The organism is Aliidiomarina sp., from assembly GCF_022565475.1.
In the GTDB taxonomy this organism is placed as follows: Bacteria; Pseudomonadota; Gammaproteobacteria; order Enterobacterales; family Alteromonadaceae; genus Aliidiomarina.
On record NZ_JAIUMR010000001.1, the window covers coordinates 95,782 to 116,606 of the forward strand.

Here is a 20,825-nt window from a genome sequence, read left to right on the forward strand (position 1 = left end):
CTAATATTAAACAGGCATAAGATGTCGATGAGCATAAAAAAACACCAGCTTTGTAGCTGGTGTTTTATTCATTCTAACGTCGAAAAATTTCGACTAAATTTAGAACTTGTACGACGCGTTCAAGAACGCACGGCGACCTAACAGTTCATACTGAGAAGCAAACAACATAGTGTTACCAGCAGTATTAACTGCAGCTGGTGACGCTTGTGGTGGACGCTTATCAAATACGTTTGATAGACCTAAAGTCACATCAAAACCACTGTCATACTGCTTGTTCACTGAGAACGAGTGCATGAAGTAAGTTGGTGCATCAGCAATGAAGCGAACGTCTTCACCACGATACGCCGTCAGGTTACCACGAGTGTATAAGTGGTAGTTAGACACGCTGCTCACGTAGCGAATGTTCCAGTTGTAACTAATACCGTCACGCATCAATGTGGTGTTTAACGTACCCGTTTGTTTCGGGTTACCGATGCGGCCAACGAATTGAGTTGGTGTGCTGTCATCGAACTGCTTGAAGTAACGCTCGATTTGCGAGGTGTGGTTCAAGCGAACGCGCAACATACCCCAAGGGGTTTCGTCTTGATACGTCAACACGAAGTCAGCACCACGTACGCGCTGCTCAGACGTATTCAAGTAACCACCACGAACTTCTTCCACACCCCAGTCGAAGTTATTACCTTCGTTACCAGTACGACGCGTGATCTGACGACAGAACGGTTCGTTTGCAAAGCCAGCTTCTGAGAAGTAACAACGACTCATGACTGAACTGCCCGCAACGTTTGAAATTTGACCACGAATCGTTACATCGTAGTAGTCAACCGACGCTGCAAAGCGGTTTTGTGGGCTGGTATACACTAAACCAATACCTTCAGAGGTTGAAGTTTCAGCGTCAAGCTGACCTGCACCACCACCGGTCACTAACGTCATTGATCCACCAACGGCTGCAATGTAGCTTTCTGGTACGCCAGCAGCGCGACAGTTTGCTTGCAAGATTTCGTTGGTTGATTCAATCCAGTTCACACACGGGTCAGTATTCTGACCGGCGAAACCAGTTTGGTTCTCGAGGAACAATTCAAACAGTGCAGGTGCACGGAATGACGTACCGCGTGATGCACGCATGCGGAAGCCGTGACCAATCGTCCAGTTTGCGCTGATCTTATAGGTATCACCGCTACCGTAGGTGTTGACTTCGTTATAACGCGCTGACGCAGTGAGGTCTAACGCTTCGATTAATGGTAAATCACGAATCAGTGGTGCTTGAATCTCAGCATAAATTGCTTTGGTCGTTGAACGACCTGCTGTGATACCTGCACCCGTCAAGCCCCACGAGTTGCCCATACGCGTATGGTAGCCCGGAGTATCTTGCAGGTTATCCGTTTGATAGGAAACACCCACTGCTGTTGCTAATACACCTGCAGGTAAGTCGAATAAGTCACCCGTGATATACGCATCAATAGTATCTTGCTTATAGATGGTGTTACCTACTTCTTCACCGAATAAGAAGTCTTTCACACCGGGGCCGTAATCAGTACCTGATAAGTGACCGTCAGTAAACCAGTTGACCTGTGTACACTGCTTCAATGAAACTGCAGTAATACCGGTACAATCATTCAAGCCAAGTAAATGCTCATGCGCCATGATCATTGAGTCTTGGAAAATGATTTGGTTACGGTATTCACCACGGTTCAATGAACGCTGCCAAGAGATGTCCCAGTTCCAATAGCCTAACGAACCTTCCAAACCGGCAACAAAGCGGCTGTAGTCAACCGTGGTTTTGCTGCTGAAGTGGTCAGTTAAACCAACTGGCATAACGCCAAGCGCAGGGTTTGAAGCTTCCCAGCCTGGTAAGGTGTTCACCGGAATGTATGACGCAAGACCTGGGTTACTAGTCCAGAACTGACGTACTGAGTCAATGTAGGTTTCACGTGAGCTGTGCATCATCTCACCGTACATTGACACGGTATCCGTTAAATCATAGTCCGCTTGTTGATAAACCGACCAGACCCGCGTCTCTGGAATCATCGTCCGATTTTTGTGCAAAGCGCTTGTATTGTCAAACCAACCATCAGTTTCTTTAGTATGACCCGCCCAGTACCAGCCTGCTGGTGCTTGAGTGAGTAATGGGTTGCCATACGGCGAGCCCGATGCTGCGCCAGGGAAACCAAAGCCATCACGGTCAAACTGGAAACGACCACCGTTGTTAACCCATAAGCCAAAACCTGAGTCGTTACAGTGATAGTCACCGGTGCGCGGATCGATAGGGTCAGCACGCTCACCTGATGTAGGGTCAAAGAAGTAACGGGTTGGGCAACCGAAGTGGTCACGATCGCCACGCTTCAAGCCAGTGTTATGGTTGAAGTCTGCCACGACGCGGTAAGAACCACGGTCAAATGCAGTACCCCAAGTACCATTGATACGGAAGGTTTCCCCGCCTGAATCAAATGGCTGGCTACCACTGACGTTGATGCTCTTCTCATCGCCACGTTTAGTGATGATGTTGATTACACCCGCAACTGCGTCAGAACCGTACAGTGACGACGCACCATCTTTGAGGATTTCTACACGTTCAACAACCGTTACAGGTAATGAGTTCATGTCGAACGCGGCGACCTGACCACGGGTACCCGCAGGACCGGCACGACGCCCGTTTAACAATACGAGTGTACGGTTTGCACCAAGACCACGCATTGAGATAGATTCAGCACCAGCACCACCAGCGGTTACAAAGCCTACCGAGTATGCTGAGATTAACTGGTCAGAACCTGATGCGATGGTTGAAGTACGGAGTAATTCACCTAGCGTGTTCAAGCCTTGCTCGGTGGCGATTTCCGCGCTAATGATGTCAATTGGTGTCGCGTTATCGATGCCGTCAGTACGAATACGTGAACCAACTACCTGAATTCGTTCAGGACGCTCGCTCTCACGAGCTTCACGTTCCTCTTCATTTTCTTCTTCTTGTGCCCCAGCAACGCCAGCTAATGCCATCGTTGAGGCAGCGCCGAACGCGAGTGCTAAGCGCACAGCTTTGCTTAGTTTTGAGTTTGTGTACATTTTGAGCTCTCCCTGGATCACTACATAGTGATTTTGGATTTATTATTATCAAGCACAGACTACTTCTTATTTTTCTGCACTAGTACGGGGCGGATAATCCGCCCCGTGAGCTCAAGAATAAATGTAAATGAAATGAAAAATCAACCGAATGTTAAAAAAACTTTATGCACTTAACATTCAGTGTTTATAAACCAACTGCCTTTTTCTTCGGTTTTACGCCGAAAAGTCGCGCCAATGCTGGGATGAGGATCAAAGCACCTAACATGTTCCAGATGAACATGAAGGTTAACAATAAACCCATATCTGCTTGGAATTTAATCGGCGACCAAATCCAAGTGGCGACACCTATAGCAAGTGTTAAACCGGTAAACCCAACCGCTTTACCTGTTTTTGACAATGCGTAGAGGTAACTTTCTGTCAAATCCATGCCTTGCTTCAGGGCTTCCTGCATTTTGCTGTAGATATAAATACCGTAATCGACACCGATACCCACACCCAACGCAATCACTGGCAGTGTCGCAACTTTAATACCAATACCGAGCATCGACATTAAGGCTTGGCTCATAATCGTGGTAAACATCAGTGGCAGAACAATACACAATACGGTTCGAATACTTCGGAATGTGATCAAACACAGTACAATCACTACACCATAGACCCACAACAACATACGGAACTGCGCATCTTCGATGACCTTATTGGTTGCCGCTTCAATACCGGCATTACCGGCCGCAAGCAGGAAGTCGAGATCATCCGACGGGAACGCGGCGGAAAACGCTCGCACTTCGTCAACCACACGATTTAATGTGTCGGCTTTATGATCGTTCAGATAAATAATCACCGGCGCCATACTGCAGTCGCCATTGATGAGACCCGAAGGTGCTTGTGAAATCGACGCATTCATGACGAAGTTATCACGGTTAATGCTCGACCATTTCAAGTTACCCTCGTTAATTCCAGCCATACCTAGTTTTGACACGTACGCAATCGAACGAACGGCTTGGACGCCTGGAACGTTTTCCATGTGCCATTGGAAACGGTCCATGAGTGCCATGTTCTCATAATGAATACAGGCGCCTGGAGCGGTCTCTGCCATGACCACGAAAATATCGGTACTAGCACTGTAGTTGGCCACTTGGAAGGCGTTATCGAGGTTGTAGCGCGAATCAGCGCGTAATTCTGGTGCACCTGTGTCTAAATCGCCGATTTGTAGATCTTGTGCCTTATAAATGCCCCAAGTTGCCATCAAACCTGCGATAAGCACCGCACCAATTGCCCATTTTGGCTGCGTAAAACGATCGAATAGCTGGAAAATAGGATGATCTTGTTTCTGCACCTTTTCCAAATACCGAACACCGCGTGGGCTCACACCAATGTACGAGGTTAAAATGGGCAACAAACCTAGGTTCGTCAACACAATAACCGCTACGCCGATACTCGCCGCAATCGCAAGTTCTTTAATCACCGCAACATCAATAACCATCAAGGTAGTAAAGCCGACGGCATCAGAGATAAGCGCCGTCAAGCCAGCAACATACAAACCTCGGAAGGCAATGCGCGAGGCGCCAAGATTGTCATACCCTTCTACGCGATTCGCGATCACGGCATTGATAATTTGCACGCCATGGCTGACCCCAATCGCAAAGACTAAGAACGGGACCAACATCGAATAAGGGTTAATGCCACTACCAATCAGTTTAATAATACCGAGCTGCCAGATTACGGCGATACCCGAGCAGAGTAATACCACGACAGAGCTGCGCACACAGCGACTGTAGGCAAACAACATTGCAAACGTAATCAGCATAGCGAGGAAGAAAAAGCCCCCCACTAACAACGCCCCATCGATCAAATCACCAATGACCTTGGCAAAACCGACAATTTGAATTTTTATCGTGTCGGTCTCATAGCGCGCTCGAATCTGTGCTTCCAACTGCTGTGAAAACTGGTGATAGTCGAGGCTTTCACCGGTTTCCGGATCGATTTCATTCAGCGGTACATAGATCAAAGCCGAGCGGAAGTTATTCGCAACTAAATCGCCCACGGTGCCCGAACGTAAAATGTTCTGCTGAAGTTGTTCAAGGGATTCTTCCGTGCCGTCATAATTTTGTGGAATCACCGGCCCGCCAACGAAACCTTCTTCGGTTACTTCCGACCAACGCACGTTTGGTGTCCAAATCGAGCGCATGCCAGAACGGTTAACACCATTTAAAAAGGATATTTCATCGGTGATTTCACGCAGTAAGTCCTGATACTCTGGGGTAAAGATATCGCCTTCTGTGGTCTCCACAGAAATGCGCACCGCATTACCCATTGCTGCCAAGTCGTCACTGTACTTAAAGAAGTTCTGGATGAACTCATGATTACCCGGAATCATTTTCTGCAGGCTTGCGTCTGGGCGCACTTGTGCTGCGTGATAGAATAAAAACGCTGTAATCACTGCAAAAAACAGTAACCAAGGTAGGCGGAAATTAAATAAAATCTTTTCAAAACGCCCTGAGTGACCATGAATCTCGACAAGGTCAAATTTTTTGTTGTTTGATTCGTTCATTCGAATGCTATCCCCTTAGTTGCCGCGCATTGCCGTAACTGCCGGCAAAGTAAAGGTGAGAAGTCCTGAGCGACCAATTAGAATCAATTGATGATCAGAGGTTTGACGCACGCCAGCTAAAGGTGAACTGGACTCATGCTCGAAACGCAACAATGCGCGCGTGGCTGGATCAATCACGAGCAAAGTCCCCGAGTGTCCGGCTAAAACCACACGACCGTCATTAAGTAAGGTCCCTGCATTCAAGTTGTAGCGTGTATTGGTCTCGACTTGCTCGAAGTCATAACCATCGTTCGACACGAACACGTTACCGCGCAAACCATAAATCCAAAGTTGCCCTTGATTGTCGAATAATGCGCCAAATAAAGACCCATGGTACGGTGAATCTAACATTTCAAAGGTTTCACCTTGATCATCGCTACGGGCAAGGAGACCTGCTTCACCAACAAGGATAAGCTCGCCATTTGGGCCTTCAACTAATTTGTTGATGTGATTACCGACAATATTGTCAATTGCGCCGTTCTTAACCGACCAATTGGCACCCCCATCGGTGGTACGCAAGATAGTGCCGTATGCGCCGACCGCTAAACCGACATCGCGATTAAAGAAGTGCACATCAAGAAATGGCTTCGTTGGTCCGACATCAAATTGAATTTCGGCCCCACCAATATGGAAAAATAATTCATCCAGTTCAAATTCGAGTTCTTCAGCTTCGAATTCATCTTCGGCATTTTCAATTGCCTCTTCGAGCTCTGCTTGGCGCATCTGCAACCATTCGTACTCAAGTTCAAGTAATTGATGACCATCAAGACGCATTTGCCATGTTTGACCACCATCAGTACTTTGCAATAACACGCCGTCGTGGCCAGAGACCCAAATGTGCTGATCATCGATCGCATTGATTGCAGTGAGTAATACACTGGTCGGCACATCGCGTTGTTGCCATTGTCCGGGATCACTAAATTCAATAATGGTTCCAAAACCACCCACAGCGATAAACTGCTCGCCCTGCTGCAAGATGCCCGTAATCAGGCCACGGTCTGCACGCTGAGCTTGTGGTGCTGGGGTATGTAGCGGGTCATAATTCTCTATTGGCTCTGGAGCACTCGCGTACGCTGTGGCGAGTACACTGGCTAAGATTCCCGCAATGGCAATCCGTTTCATAGATTAACTCCGGTTTTTGTTGTCTGCGAAACTGGCGTTTCGCCCAAAATTTGTTATTGTTCACGATTGTATAGTCTAACAGGCGTTTGAAAACCCTTCTAACCTAATTTTTCTTGTATTTTATTTTCTTTCAAATTGGTGTAGCTTACAGATTAACCCATTCGGAACTAATTTCCGGACTGGTGTTCATAATTAAAAGAACGCACAGGAACTTAAGGACAACGACAATGAAAAAAATCATGCTTACTGCCGGGGTCATGGCGCTATCGCTGGTATCAGCTGGTGTCAACGCAGCGGTTTCGCAAGAAGAAGCAGCCCGCTTGGGTCAGGACCTGACTCCGCTAGGTGCTGAGCGTGCTGGTAATGCCGATGGCACCATCCCTGAATGGACTGGTGGTTATTCGCGCCCGGGTGAAGACGTTAACCGTCCGCAAAACCCGTTTCCAGATGATCGTCCATTATTTACCATTACGCGTGAAAATTTAAACGAACATCGTGACCGCCTGAGCCCAGGCCAAATCGCGATGTTTGAGCGCTATGACACGTATCGTATGCATGTTTACGAAACGCGTCGGACTGCCGCTTATCCGCAAGAAATTTATGACATCGTACGCCGCAACGCAGAGAACGCACGCTTAATTGAAGGTGGTAGTGGCTTAGCCGGATTTGAAGGTTATGTCCCCTTCCCAATTCCGAACAGCGGCTTAGAAGTCATTTGGAACCACCTGACCCGTTATCGCGGTGGTGCCGTGCAGCGGACCGTCGGTCAGTTCCCAGTGCAGGCAAACGGCCGTTACGAAATGGTGCGTTTACGTGAACAGCTAGTATGGCCTGAACACCTTGAAGGTGGCCGTACTGCGGATGACGACAATATTCTTTTCTACTTCTTACAAGAAGTTTTAGCACCAGCGCGCCTAACCGGGACCGTGCTGTTAGTTCATGACACGATTGACCAAGTCAAAGAAAGCCGTCGTGCATGGTTGTACAATGCTGGTCAACGTCGTGTACGTCGTGCTCCAAACGTAGCCTACGACGGTCCAGGTACTGCTTCTGACGGTCTGCGGACATCCGATGGCCTCGATATCTACAACGGTGCGCCAGATAAGTACGAGTGGAACTTAGTCGGTAAGAAAGAGATGTACATTCCATACAACAACTACAAGTTGATGGATCCATCGCTACGTTACGACGATATCATTAAGCAAGGTCACCTCAATCCAGAACATATTCGTTATGAATTACATCGGGTTTGGGTGGTTGAAGCGACCGTGAAAGACGGCGAACGTCATATTTACGCACAACGTAACTTCTTTATCGACGAAGACACGTGGACTGCATCAGTTGTCGACCACTACGACGGTCGCGGCGAACTGTGGCGTGTGGCCGAAGCATACAATGCACAATTCTACGGTAGTGATGTTCCGTGGATGGCGGCTGAGGCACTCTATGACCTTAATAACGGCCGTTACATTGCACTGGGTCTAGCCAACGAAGAGAGTAATTTCATTAACTTTGACATTACTCCTCGTCGTCAAGACTTTACCCAACAGGCCCTACGCCGCATGGGTATTCGGTAAGTTAACGAATTACTGAAGTAAAAACGGCAGCCTTCGCTGCCGTTTTTTTATGCGTAAATTAATCGCTGTTAGGACTTTGCCTGCGTTTCCTTCGCGGAACCCAAGCGTGTGATTAAACTGGAGGTATCAAAGCGATTGCCGCCTGACGCCTGAATATCACCATAAAATTGATCAATCAGAGCAGTCAAAGGTAAACGGCTACCATTGTTTTGCGCTTCATTTATTGCGATTTGTAAATCTTTGCGCATCCAGTCAACGGCGAAACCAAAATTGAATTCACCGCGCCACATTGTCGCAGAGCGATTCTCCATCTGCCAACTACCCGCCGCACCTTTACTAATCGCTGCGACCAATTTCTCTTGGTCTAAACCTGCATTCTTCGCAAATTGTAAACCCTCGGCTAGGCCTTGAACCACGCCGGCGATACAGATCTGATTAACCATTTTCGCCAATTGGCCAGAGCCGGCTGGGCCTTGCAGGCCGACATACCGGGAATAGGTCGCCAGTAATGGCTGAACCTGATCTAGCGTTGACGCTTCGCCACCAACCATTACGGTCAATTGACCGTTCTCAGCACCGGCCTGACCACCAGAAACTGGTGCATCGAGAAATGCAACGTGTTGCCGCCGGCAAACGCTATCTAACTCGCGCGCGAGATCGGCTGACGCCGTCGTATGATCAACGAGCACCGTCCCTGCTGCCATACTGGCAAGAACGCCATCCTCGCCATAAACCACGCTACGAACGTCGTCATCATTGCCCACACAGACAAAAACCACCTGAGCACCCTGAGCCGCTTGCGCCGGCGTGGGGAATGCTGTGCCAGCATACGTCTCAACCCACTGTTGTGCTTTCTTCGCCGTCCGATTAAACACTTGAACATCGTGGCCAGCTTGTTGTAGGTGTCCCGCCATCGGGTAGCCCATGACACCTAAGCCAATAAACGCAATACGCATATGTACTCCTTTTAACGATTAATCTGTGCGGCGCAACAACACATGTTGATAACGCCCAAGCTGACGATACGGCTCTGTATGCCGATATTTCAATTCCAACGCAATCAGTTCTGGGCTATTTTGCAGATTCTGCGCCGTGGTAGCCAGTTGTGTTGCTTCTCGTCGTTCCTGATAGATTGCTTGATGAGTGGGCTCGCGCAAATAGTCATGAAAACAACGAACCCCGCTATGACGATAAAGCGTCAATGGGTATTGCTGAAGACGACTGAGCACATAGTCCGGAGTTAACGGTGAGTTAGGGCTGAACCTCACCTTCTTCTTAACTTTTAAGCCGGCTTGAACGTACGCAAAATTACCGTACACCATGTTCGCCATGCGCTGGGCATGCTCATTATAAAACATCAAGGATAACCAACCGCCTGGCTTAACGCGATCAATGAGTGCCGGCAAAGCCGCCATTGGGTCTTCTAACCACTCAAAGACAGCGTGGCATAGCACTACGTCAAACTGTTGATCGCCGAGTGGTTGCGACAACGCTTGTAACGCACAAGCATAATATTCGTACTGCTCTGAAAGACCTTGCTGACGGTGAAAGGCTTCTGCGCTAGCCACCATTTCTGCAGATATATCCGTATGCACCACACGATGCCCGACGCGAGCAAACTCACTGTTGACTTGCCCTATGCCGGCGCCAACGTCGAGCACAGTTAACGCCGGTTTATCGAACAGAAAACCGAGATCAGCTTGCAACACAGCTTGCCGAATGCGGCCTTTAGCTGTGGCATAAATATTCTGTTGAAACCGGCTCACATCATCGTTAAAGGCACGGTCACGGTTCACTTGTTCATTCTTGTTTGGCAATTTCACGCGGGACGACCTATGCAGGGTTATCAATATCAATAAATTGCACGTCAAGATTGAATTGTGACGCGATTTTATCACCTAATGCCTGCACGCCATAACGCTCTGTCGCATGGTGCCCCGCAGCAAAAAATTGAATACCACATTCGCGGGCAACGTGAATCGTCTGTTCCGACACCTCGCCGGTAATAAACGCATCGGCACCAGCTGCAAGCGCTTGCTCAATAAAGCCTTGACCACCGCCCGTACACACTGCAATGCGAGAAATGGGCTGTTCGTTGAGTTCACAAGCAACTAAGGTACGTGCAAGCGCATATTCAATCCGATCCGCTAGTTCATATCCTGAAAGCGCATCGGCGAAAGTTCCCAGTTGCAGAATTCCCTGCGGTTTAACCGCCTCGACCGCTTGAATGTCAGAGCAATTTAGTAGCTGCAATAGACAGCGATTGTTGCCAAATTCGGGGTGAATATCTAACGGTAAATGATAGGCAATCAAATTCATATCATGGGCAAACAACGTGCGTAGGCGTCGATACTTCATGCCGACAACAGCCTCGGGTTCGCCTTTCCAAAAGTAGCCGTGATGGACAATCACTGTATCGGCTTGTACTTCTACAGCAGCATCAAGCAATGCCTGAGACGCAGTCACACCCGTTACAATCCGTTCAATTACATCGCGGCCTTGCACTTGCAATCCGTTAGGACAATAGTCTTGTACCATGTCCGGTTGTAACCATTCATTCAGTTGGGCGAGTAAAGCTGCGCGTTGCATAGCTGCTCCTTAATCGAGAAATTAGACAGCAAGGAAAAAAATCGGTATAAAAATATTGAATTCATTATCTTAACACACAGGGAAACAACGATGAGCAAACTTGATAAAGACCAGGTGCTTACCGACTTCACTGCAGCGTACGAGAAAGCGAACGGCAAGCCGCCAGAAATTGTAGAGAATAACGGTTGGTATAGTATTGATGGTGGCAAAAACAAGCGCTTAGCGCAGCTTGCCGACGAGGCCAAGACATTGACGGGTCAAGCTCACTCAGCACCGAAAAAATCAGCGCCCAAAAAGAACGTTGCGAGTAAGAAACGCACAACGGAAACAGCCAAATCAGCTGGTTTGTCTGCTAAGGCATTGTGGATGAAACGCCTAGAAGAAACGCGAAGTTACTCAAGACTACCTCGCGGCATGCAATCCGAGCGTTAGTTGACGGCAGCGCGCACTCACAGGGGTGAGCGCGCGGAATCCATGCGTTCAATAAATATGGTGATCTCACCAACGCGAAAGCCAAATTTACGCATTTCAGTCTTATTGATCAAGCGGTGCTCATCAAGCAAGAACATCCAATCGTCTAAAGTAATAGCGATGGTGCCATCCCGAAATGGAACTTCAAGCTGATAAACCCAGTGTAAGGCATTGCCCGCTGTTGTTCCTTTTGCCTCGCCGACGACATCACCGGCTGTGCCCACGTACGTGTTCTCGCCCGTTTTAGTCAAGCGCCAAACACGCGTTTGCTCACGACCATCATCCCAATAGAAAACTTCATCAAGCAGACCTTGATTACCGTCCCAAGAGGCTTTTATGTCCGCGCGGAAACGTTGCGTAACCGCACCCGAGCGGTCTTGAACCATACCATAGGCAACCAAGTCGCCAACGAAAAACTCATCGAGATGTAACGCGGGTTCTACGCCTTGATAGTCTTGAATTTTACTACTGCAACCGACGAGAAAACCCAGCGCCACTATAACTACAATTAAAATTTTCATCCTCGTTCTCCTACTAATTCGTCTCGGCTGCGGCGGAAGCGTGCGTTTTCGGCAAGCCAAATCGAAAAGAATTTCTCAGCAAACTCAGGTGCGTCAATTTCACCAAGAGATTTCTCAGCAGAAAAAAACTGCGTTGTGCCGTCTTCAGTACGCGCTGCAATCAAGCAATCACCTGACGACACGTTCGGCCACATTTTCGCAAGTTGTTCAAGCCACTGTTCTGAGTTTTCATCGAACAAGTCCATACGTTGCCACTCGTCACGGGTTTGATTGACTAACTGCTGAGCAGAGATATCCCGCGCATATTCAATGGCCAACACCATCGGTTCCATGCCATTAAACTCTCCGGAACGGGTAAACAAAGCGGCATCATAAATGCGCATAAGTAGAACCCGCAAACGCGTTTCACCTACCGGCTTGAGCACCGAAGTTGGAGCATGTTCTTGATCCAATAAGGCAGAGTAGCACTGCTGCCCTGCCGTTGCTGAGGCAGAACAAGCGAGTACAATGAGCGATACAGCAACAGCAACTTTACGGATATAACGCATAAAAATCTCTCATCAACGTGATGGCTCGTTTACAGCCTTGTTCGCTGTTGCAGGAATAGCAAACCGGGCAATGATGACCATGATTACGGCCCAAAATATGCTGTAGACCACAACGGCGGTAAAATAAGGAACTAGAATTTCGGCCGCCCCTAAACGCTCTCCGGCAAAGTAAGTGATTGGACCAAAAATAGCACCGAGAATGGCAGCCACGAGATAACGCCGATGCAAGTAATCGAAAACGATTAATGCCATACCGCTGAAGCCTACCCACAGTAAAATCAACCACATCGGAATGAGTGCTGAGCCTTCGTAACGAATCACACCAAAATAAACGGTAGCGAATTCTGCTAGACAACCGAGTACGACGAGAAAAAATAACGTCTGGCGTTGGCGCCAAAGCAATTTTGGCGTCGCCGCAAACATGCCAAGGATGAGTAGCGCTGTGACCCACAACCATTCACCACGACCGAGCACCGCCGCTAACCAAACAAAGTCGAATATGACGAATGCGGCTAACCTGTGGTTACGCAACACGCCCTTGATAAGCTCGATCATACGAGCGCTGATTTGCTGGCGCATAACTGAATCGCACTAATTGTTCGCTGCTTAAAGCCACCTTCGCAATAACACAAATAATAGTTCCACATGCGCGAGAAACGCTCGTCATACCCCATGGGTTCGAGTTCGTGACGACGGTCATTGAAGCGCTGGCGCCAAGCATTCAGGGTCATGCCATAATCGAGGCCAATGTCATTTAACGAGCGCACGACCATGTCCGTGTGCTTGCGATACATGGCGCTAATTAATTCAACCGAAGGTAAATAGCCACCGGGGAATATATACTTTTGAATAAAATCAACACTCCGGTTGTAGCGCTCTAAACGCTGGTCAGCAATGGTGATTGCTTGCAACACCATGAGCCCACCGGGTTTCAATAGAGCATTACACTTTTTAAAGAAGGTGCTCATGTACTCAGCACCAACCGCCTCGATCATTTCCACAGAGACAAGTTTGTCGTACTGGCCGGTTAAATCGCGATAATCTTCTTGTAAAAGCGTGATCTGGTCTTGTAAGCCTTTCTCCTTGATGAGCTGCTCAGTGTACGCGTACTGCTCTGCCGAAATGGTAGTCGTGGTGACTTTACAGCCATATCGTTCGGCGGCAAAGATGGCCAAGCCGCCCCAGCCCGTACCGATCTCAACAAGGTGGTCCGTCGGCTGAAGTTGTAATTGATCACACAGACGACGTAGTTTCTCCTCTTGAGCGTCTTCAAGCGACATTTCTGGCGATACAAAAACTGCACTGGAATATTGCAACCGCGTATCGAGGAAGCGCGTATATAACTCATTGCCTAAATCGTAATGGGCTGCAATGTTCTCTTTCGCTCGGGTTTTGCTGTTGCGGCGACGAACGTGCGACAACATATGTAGCGGCCAAGTTAACCAAGACAGACGTTTTTCTAACGCATCCAAAACGTTCAGGTTGGCAGCGAAAAATTCAATCACGGACGTCAAATCAGGCGACGTCCAGTGCCCTGCCATGAAGGCCTCGCCGGCGCCGATATCACCCGAAAAAACCATGGCTTGATAGGTTTTGCCATTCAGTACATTAATTTCTGCACGCGGCCCCGGCAACTGTCCCTGGAAGTGCGCGACTTCACGATTATTTTCTTTGACGAGAAAGCTACCGCGTTGACTGCGGGATAGTACGGCAAATAAAACGCGTCGAGCGAAGCGCTCTATTTTTGAAACGGTTTGCATAGAAGTCACAAAAGATTCACTGGTTGATAAAGACATATCGGTTCCTTGGATACTTAGAACGCACGTTCATATAAGTACAACTACTCATTAATGTTGCGGCGCGCATGTCCATAAAATGGCACTCGTTTCAGAGCAAGCCGTAATGCTTGCCAGTAGATTCCCGCCACCGCTTTGACAGTCATCCATGGCGTTTTGTTGAATACGTAGCGAATATTTGATCGGTTTAGTGGTAAGCGTTTTAAATTCATACTGGCGGTAAAAATTTTTTCTTTACGCCATAACTCAATAGTGACGCCAAGCGGTGCGCCCTCCCGCAGTTCCGGCAACCGTAATTGCCAGCGATAGTCCATCTCGATTGGATTAAAGGGCGATACATGAAATGATTTTTCGTGTTCGAGTGCTTGGTCCAACGCAAGTAAATAGTAATGACGTTCATTCCAGGGTGTATTGCTCACTTCCGCCAACAGGTGCGTGAACGTTCCGTTTTCATCAGCGAGGTAGTAGCAATTCAGTGGACTAAAATAAATGCCAAAGCAGCGCACATTACCAAGTAAATAGACACGTCCTTGCAGCGGACGTCCAGCCAATGCCGACATTTTCGCACGCACTTTATCCGCCAAACGCGGATGGCTTGCGCTCGACTCGTCACGCAGATAATCCGAGCTACGAAACATAAAGGCCGCAAAGCCGCCATCGATCGACAACAACCGACTTGTTTTACTCGCTGAATCGAGATCATCGAGATCAAACCACCATTGCGACAACCTATAACCGAAACCATGGGTTTTCGGGGTGAAGCGTTGATGGCCAATCTGACCTAAATAAATTGCATGATTATTCATAATAGGCCGGTTCATCCGCAACGACTTCAATGCCTAGTCGACGAACAACATCAACAGCACTACGCACACCGTCTTCATGGAAACCACTGTACCAATAAGCACCGCAGAAATGGGTATGGTTGTGTCCACAAATTTCATGCCGCCGGGCTCGCGCTTGAAATGACGAGACCGAATACACCGGATGGGCGTACTTAAAGGTGCGCAAGATCTTACTTGGCTCTATCGCGGCAGTATTGTTTAAGGTGACACAGAATGTCACCGGAGCCTGTTGAATTCCCTGCAAAATATTCATGTTGTAGGTCACCGTCGCTGGTAACTCAGCACCCTCACGTCCCTGATCCTTCGGCAGGCGATAATTCCAACTGGCCCATGCCGCTTTACGGCGCGGTAACTGGCCGATATCGGTGTGCAAAACAACCTCATTCTCTTGATACGGAATACCTTGGAGGATCTCAGTTTCTGCGGGCGTCGCATCAGCAAGTAGTGCGAGTGCTTGATCACTGTGGCAGGCAAAAATAACCTGATCAAACTGCTCCTCGCGCTGATCTGCAAAGTGCAAGGTAACGCCGTCAGGATTACGGCTTACAGCGGCCACGTTCGCGTTCAGTATGATTCTCTCCGCGAAAGGAGCCGTCAATGCAGGAATATAGCTACGTGAGCCCCCTTTAATGACATGCCATTGTGGTCGATCCTGAATATTTAACAGGCCATGATTTATGAAGAAACGCAGAAAAAACCCGAGAGGAAACTGACTAGATTCACGCAAACTTGCAGACCATATTGCCGCACACATAGGTAATAAGTAGTTCTGCGAAAAGTCATCACCTAAACCTAACTCGGCAACGAAATCAGCGAGGGTCAGTGTATCGAGCTCGACTTGACTGCGCTCTGCCAATGCTTGTTTTGCAGCTTTATTAAAGGCAACAATGTCGCTCAGCATTCGATAGAAGCGTGGACGGAATAAATTACGTTTTTGCGCAAAGAGAGTGGCAAATGAATGACCATTATATTCGAGTCCCGTGACTGGGTTGGTCACACTAAAACTCATTTCCGTGTCTTGCCAGTCGACGCCGTTGGCGCGTAGCAAGGTCTTAAAATGCGGGTAAGTCCGGTCATTAAAGACAATAAAACCTGTATCGATGGCAAATTTCGAGCCCTCTACTTCAACATCTATGGTTGCTGTATGGCCGCCAATATAATCATTTTTTTCAAACATCCATACAGTGTGTTCACGACTGAGCAGATGTGCTGCAGTCATCCCGGCGATGCCGGAGCCTATCACGGCTATTTTCATCGGTAGTCATTCCTAATTCATCGAAACAAGGCAAAACAAACGTCAACCATCATTGATTGCGCATACGCGCAGAAAGAGCGATCTGCCAGCGGTACGGCAAGCGATGGAGCGCTGCTAAAATCAAACCGAAGATACGTGGAAAGGCAATATGTGGTTTACCTCGCTGCAAACCTTTTTGAATCGCTTCACTCGCTTTGGTGACGGAAATGCGCATAGGCATCTCAAAGTCATTGGCGTCGGTCATCGGTGTTTCAACAAACCCAGGCGAAATGGTTGTCACCGCAATCCCGTGTGGGCGTAGATCTGAACGTAAACTACCGGCAAAGTAATGCACTGCTGCTTTGCTGGCACCATAGGCCTCCGCGCGAGTGAAAGGAATCAGCCGAGCCATACTGTCGACAATCGCTATGCGACTTCCTGCACGCAGTACTTTCACCAGTGCCTCGCAACAATACACAACGCCGAAAAAATTCGCGGCAAAAACACGCTCAACCAGTGCTGCATCGAAATTCATCACATCGTCTACGTATTCACAAACGCCCGCATTTAAAATCGCCAAATCGATATCAGTAAGGTTTGCCAACGTTTGATGCACCTCTGCTTGCACGGTTACATCGAAAACCAGAGGGCGAAAACGTTCTTGCTCTGCAAGGTTCAGTGTCGACCGAAATGCGTCGAGTTTTTCTGCGTTACGTCCACAGACATACACCGTATGACCAGCGGCTAAATAGTCGCACGTGAGCTGCTTACCGATTCCTGAGCTCGCGCCCGTAATTAAAATGTTCATGAGCCCTCCATTTTCCTACGCACTTTATTGATGACCCACCCCAACACAGGCACATGCTCATACACCATAGCGCCAAGATCGTAATAGTCGACATGCTCTTTAATAAGGTTGGAGTCTTCGGCAAAGCGCAAATGACTCGTGCCCGGCACCTGAATTTCCCGACCACCCGCAAGTTTTTCGTGCTGTAACCGCATTTGCCAGACTAAAAAGGCCTGTTCGCGGTCAACCATTTCGGTTTCGATGGCAAATTTACAGTGGATTGCATTCGCTAAACCATGGTCCAAATAATGCAAAAGGTTATCTCGCCCTTGCACTAACTGCACTGGATCTTTGAACGTTAAATCCTCGATGTAAATTTGGTCAAGTGTAGTCAGGTTGCTTTCGCCTAGATCACTATAGAAGTCACGAAAGCGAGTTATTAATTCACGTCGTTCAGCGGTTTTAATCATGACCTATCCCTCTTCTCTTCAGGCTATTAACCTTTCGCTGCTTTAAACATAGCAATAAATTGTTCGCGACGTTCACTATGATCGACGATCGGCTGCGGATAGGGACTTTCATCACCATAGGTGGCTCGTAGATAACTTGCAGGTTCATGAATGTATTTTGTCGGGACCGGTTCTAATTCCTTGATCCACTTACGAATGTATTCACCATCAGGATCAAATTTCTCACTTTGTCGAGCGGGATTAAATACACGAAAATACGGCGCTGCATCGGTTCCTGTTCCCGCACTCCACTGCCAGCCGCCGTTATTAGCGGGAAAACTCCCATCGATCAAACGTTGCATAAAATAACGCTCACCCCAACGCCAATCGATATGTAAGTCTTTCACTAAAAAGCTAGCTACAATCATTCTGACCCGATTATGCATCCAGCCAGTCGCATTTAATTGCCGCATGCCGGCGTCAACAATCGGAAACCCGGTCGTTCCCTCACACCATGCTTTGAATTCACGGGCATTGTTCCGCCACTTAATCGCGTCCGTTTCAGCGACAAAACTTTCGCCGCGACTGAGGCGCGGTTCATGAAACATGAGGTGTTGATAAAACTCACGCCAAGCAATCTCTGACAACCAGGTATGCATCCCTTGATTAAGTCCGTGAGGGAACTCAGGGCTATGTTTTTGCAGCAGATGCAAAACGACCCGTGGTGATATCACGCCAATTTCAAAGTACGCTGAGAGGATTGACGTGCCATCAATTGCCGGTCGATCGCGATCGGACTTGTAGGCACTCACCCGCTCACGAACAAAGGCTTGCGTTTGCCGGCGAATATCAGACTCGGAAACCGACCATCCTTCGCTCGTCAAAACAGGTACTGCATCCTGCAATGGTTGTTCTCTGCTAACTCGATGCTCAACGTTGCTGCTCTTTAACAGCGCGTCGCGTGTGTATGGCGGCGATACCTCATTCTCTGCTAAACGCTTTAGCCAGGCTTTAAAAAACGGCGTGAATACGCGATAGTATTCGCCTTTACCGTTTTTGATCTGCTCAGGTGCAACACAGAGATTGCTGTCGCATTGAACGACGTCGATGCCTGCAGCCCGCAATCGCGCATCGACAGCCGCATCACGATTAAGTTCATCGAGCGGATAATCACGGTTCCAAAAGACCCTATCAAGTTTCTGAGTATGGCAAAACTGACTGATAAGCTCTGGCACTTGCGCATAGTCATCTGTGCTAAACACGGTCAATTCAATGCCTAAGCTAGCTAAATCGTCGGCTAAGGCGCACAGGCGGCGCTCATATAGATCCCACTTAATTGCCGACCAATCATGCTGTAGCCATTGTTTGGGCGTACGTACAACGATTGCTTTAACCGTTTGATGACGTTCGCAAGCAAGCCTGAGCGCATCATTATCCAATAACCGCAAGTCGTTACGAAACCAAACGAGTGCATTGCCCATGTTCACCTTCCTCTTTAATTATCAGCCCCTTTTACAGACCGTAACGCAATTTGAGATCATCGGGATACGGCTGAAAATAAGATTGGCTCTGAAGATAAGCGTCAGGGTACATATTCAAGTAGTGCCGCATCATGGTTAATGGCGCGGCTAAGGGCTCTGTTCCTTTGCGATAATCAAGAATGAGATTTGCTAATGCCGTGCGTTGCTTAGAGTCAATATGTTTGCGGAAATAGCCTTGCACATGTTGTAAGACATTGGTGTGGTCGCGGCGCGATGCGGGCCCGGTGAGCGCGCGCATCAAACGAAAAATATAGTTACTCAGAAACGCCTCATGCAGTTCCTTCTGTTCGGCAAGCTCTTTGCCAAGCGCTCGATACACAGGTTGATTATGCGCAAGCAACAGTAGCTTGTGACGTGCATGAAATTGATACAAATCTTTTTTGCTAACCGGTTGTGGCAGATTCTTCCACTCATAGTAAACATACAGGCGTAAAACAAAGTTTTCCCGTAACGCAGGGTCATTCAAACGCCCATCCTCTTCCATTGGCAATGCTGGGTACAGTTCACGCAGACGAGCAGCGAAAATACCCATACCTTCTTTGCGATTTGCATTGCTTTCTTCGTTGTATAAACGCACGCGTTCCATGCCACAACTCGGCGATTTAGCACAGAGTACATAACCAGAGAGCTTATCCAATTGACTTGTTCGCACGGATGCGAAATGGGCTAAACGTTCAGTCACATCCTCGCCCGTCTTCTGCACGACCGCACGCGTATCTTCTGGGGTACCCACCAAGCGAATGGTTGGACGTGGCACAGTCATGCCAATCCCAACTTCAGGGCACAAAGGCAGGTATTCGACATGTTTTGCTAATTGATTCTGGCAGAAGTCGTTGGCTTTATGGCCACCATCATAGCGGACATTCTGCCCAGTGAGACATGCGCTAATTCCAACATACACAGGCTCTTGAAGCATTCCTATTCCTTTTAAATTTGTTTTATCGAAGATAGATCCACTTTCCCCATCCTGACGTAAATTTCTGCAAACGCCAACTACCGGCGCAAAATTAGTTTTCTTTAAGCCGTCTTCACAGGAAATTCGTTATGTCCATGCCGAGTACACAGCAACTTGGATTGTTTCCGCTAACGTCGACCGTGTTACCGGGTGGACGAATGCAGTTGCGTGTTTTTGAACCGCGGTACTTGCGCTTAGTTCGCGAGTCCTTACGCGAACAGTCAGGTTTCGGATTGTGCATGCTCAATCCAGACGGTGACTGTGACAAAAATACGCACATCCACAAAATTGGCACTTTAGTTCGAATTGTTGACTTCGAAAGCTTGCCCGACGGTTATTTGGGTATCACCATTATTGGTGAGCGTTTATTTGAAATTGAGACATTGGCGACCGAATCAGACGGTTTACGTCGAGCCAAAGTCCAGTTCAAGTCGATGGATGCGAGTGACACTTGCCTGCAGGAGCAGGCATGGCCACTTGAGTTGCAGCAGCGTCTGCAAGAGGTTTTTACTAACTATCCTGAGTTTGCAAGACTCTATCCAGAGCATAATTTTGACGACCCGCTCTGGGTCTGTAATCGTTGGCTTGAAATTCTACCGTTACCAAGCGACGTCAAACAAGAGCTTCTGAGTGGTAATGATTTTTACCAAATGCAAAGCTACCTTGCGCAGCTGTTTGCAGAAAATGAACAACAGAATGAACCAAACTGATCTTTTTCAGAGTGCATTGCGTTATCTCATTAAGTA

Annotated in this window: 19 protein-coding genes; 3 read left to right on the forward strand and 16 right to left on the reverse strand. The window is 48.1% G+C overall.

The window, feature by feature from the left end:
* Positions 1-99 precede the first annotated feature (99 nt).
* From LAT77_RS00420 to LAT77_RS00430, 3 genes are all read right to left on the reverse strand, one after another.
* The gene (locus tag LAT77_RS00420; RefSeq protein WP_290562562.1) at positions 100-3,054 is read right to left on the reverse strand and encodes a TonB-dependent receptor plug domain-containing protein; all 2,955 of its coding nucleotides are present in this window, start codon (positions 3,052-3,054) and stop codon (positions 100-102) included.
* A gap of 184 nt (positions 3,055-3,238) precedes the next feature.
* Positions 3,239-5,605, reverse strand: coding sequence for an MMPL family transporter (locus tag LAT77_RS00425; RefSeq protein ID WP_290562563.1), 2,367 nt, complete (start codon positions 5,603-5,605; stop codon positions 3,239-3,241).
* Between the two features lie 15 nt (positions 5,606-5,620).
* Complete coding sequence (locus LAT77_RS00430; protein ID WP_290562564.1) at positions 5,621-6,766, reverse strand: YCF48-related protein; 1,146 nt, start codon at positions 6,764-6,766, stop codon at positions 5,621-5,623.
* A 227-nt stretch (positions 6,767-6,993) separates the two neighbouring features.
* On the opposite strand from LAT77_RS00430, the gene LAT77_RS00435 reads away from it, so the two are divergent.
* A complete protein-coding gene (locus tag LAT77_RS00435) occupies positions 6,994-8,343 on the forward strand; it encodes a DUF1329 domain-containing protein (RefSeq protein ID WP_290562565.1) in 1,350 nt (449 codons plus the stop codon).
* Positions 8,344-8,411: 68 nt separating this feature from the next.
* Here LAT77_RS00435 and LAT77_RS00440 read toward each other — a convergent pair whose 3' ends face one another.
* The 3 genes from LAT77_RS00440 to LAT77_RS00450 are packed head-to-tail and all read right to left on the reverse strand — an operon-like array spanning position 8,412 to position 10,932.
* A complete protein-coding gene (locus tag LAT77_RS00440) occupies positions 8,412-9,299 on the reverse strand; it encodes an NAD(P)-dependent oxidoreductase (RefSeq protein ID WP_290562566.1) in 888 nt (295 codons plus the stop codon).
* 18 nt (positions 9,300-9,317) lie between these two features.
* Positions 9,318-10,166: a methyltransferase domain-containing protein gene (locus LAT77_RS00445; RefSeq protein ID WP_290562567.1), complete on the reverse strand. Its 849-nt coding sequence runs from the start codon at positions 10,164-10,166 to the stop codon at positions 9,318-9,320.
* Between the two features lie 10 nt (positions 10,167-10,176).
* Entirely contained in the window at positions 10,177-10,932 is a 756-nt protein-coding gene (locus LAT77_RS00450) for a Nif3-like dinuclear metal center hexameric protein (RefSeq protein WP_290562568.1), read from the reverse strand.
* Between the two features lie 90 nt (positions 10,933-11,022).
* On the opposite strand from LAT77_RS00450, the gene LAT77_RS00455 reads away from it, so the two are divergent.
* The gene (locus LAT77_RS00455; RefSeq protein WP_290562569.1) at positions 11,023-11,364 is read left to right on the forward strand and encodes a hypothetical protein; all 342 of its coding nucleotides are present in this window, start codon (positions 11,023-11,025) and stop codon (positions 11,362-11,364) included.
* 17 nt (positions 11,365-11,381) lie between these two features.
* On the opposite strand, the gene LAT77_RS00460 is transcribed toward LAT77_RS00455, so the two are convergent.
* The 10 genes from LAT77_RS00460 to LAT77_RS00505 are packed head-to-tail and all read right to left on the reverse strand — an operon-like array spanning position 11,382 to position 20,040.
* A complete protein-coding gene (locus LAT77_RS00460; protein WP_290562570.1) occupies positions 11,382-11,924 on the reverse strand; it encodes a DUF3833 domain-containing protein in 543 nt (180 codons plus the stop codon).
* Complete coding sequence (locus LAT77_RS00465) at positions 11,921-12,472, reverse strand: chalcone isomerase family protein (RefSeq protein ID WP_290562571.1); 552 nt, start codon at positions 12,470-12,472, stop codon at positions 11,921-11,923. The genes LAT77_RS00460 and LAT77_RS00465 overlap by 4 nt, the downstream gene beginning before the upstream one ends.
* Positions 12,473-12,484: 12 nt before the next feature.
* On the reverse strand, positions 12,485-13,051 hold the full coding sequence (locus LAT77_RS00470) for a DUF2878 domain-containing protein (RefSeq protein WP_290562572.1): 567 nt from the start codon (positions 13,049-13,051) through the stop codon (positions 12,485-12,487).
* Positions 13,024-14,268, reverse strand: coding sequence for a cyclopropane-fatty-acyl-phospholipid synthase family protein (locus LAT77_RS00475; RefSeq protein ID WP_290562573.1), 1,245 nt, complete (start codon positions 14,266-14,268; stop codon positions 13,024-13,026). The genes LAT77_RS00470 and LAT77_RS00475 overlap by 28 nt, the downstream gene beginning before the upstream one ends.
* A 44-nt stretch (positions 14,269-14,312) precedes the next feature.
* Positions 14,313-15,074 carry a DUF1365 domain-containing protein gene (locus LAT77_RS00480; RefSeq protein ID WP_290562574.1) on the reverse strand — a complete coding sequence of 254 codons (762 nt, stop codon included), beginning with the start codon at positions 15,072-15,074 and terminating at the stop codon, positions 14,313-14,315.
* A complete protein-coding gene (locus LAT77_RS00485; RefSeq protein ID WP_290562575.1) occupies positions 15,067-16,368 on the reverse strand; it encodes an FAD-dependent oxidoreductase in 1,302 nt (433 codons plus the stop codon). Before LAT77_RS00485 ends, LAT77_RS00480 begins: the two co-directional genes overlap by 8 nt.
* A gap of 49 nt (positions 16,369-16,417) precedes the next feature.
* Positions 16,418-17,155: an SDR family NAD(P)-dependent oxidoreductase gene (locus LAT77_RS00490; protein ID WP_290562576.1), complete on the reverse strand. Its 738-nt coding sequence runs from the start codon at positions 17,153-17,155 to the stop codon at positions 16,418-16,420.
* Positions 17,152-17,604, reverse strand: a complete 453-nt coding sequence (locus tag LAT77_RS00495) for a nuclear transport factor 2 family protein (RefSeq protein WP_290562577.1) — start codon at positions 17,602-17,604, stop codon at positions 17,152-17,154. The genes LAT77_RS00490 and LAT77_RS00495 overlap by 4 nt, the downstream gene beginning before the upstream one ends.
* Positions 17,605-17,630: 26 nt before the next feature.
* Positions 17,631-19,064 carry a deoxyribodipyrimidine photo-lyase gene (phrB, locus tag LAT77_RS00500; RefSeq protein ID WP_290562578.1) on the reverse strand — a complete coding sequence of 478 codons (1,434 nt, stop codon included), beginning with the start codon at positions 19,062-19,064 and terminating at the stop codon, positions 17,631-17,633.
* 31 nt (positions 19,065-19,095) lie between these two features.
* Positions 19,096-20,040 (reverse strand): DUF523 and DUF1722 domain-containing protein, encoded by a 945-nt coding sequence (locus LAT77_RS00505; protein WP_290562579.1) that lies wholly within the window; start codon positions 20,038-20,040, stop codon positions 19,096-19,098.
* Positions 20,041-20,168: 128 nt separating this feature from the next.
* Here LAT77_RS00505 and LAT77_RS00510 point away from each other — a divergent pair, with 128 nt between their 5' ends.
* Entirely contained in the window at positions 20,169-20,789 is a 621-nt protein-coding gene (locus LAT77_RS00510) for an LON peptidase substrate-binding domain-containing protein (RefSeq protein WP_290562580.1), read from the forward strand.
* The last annotated feature ends 36 nt before the right edge of the window (positions 20,790-20,825 follow it).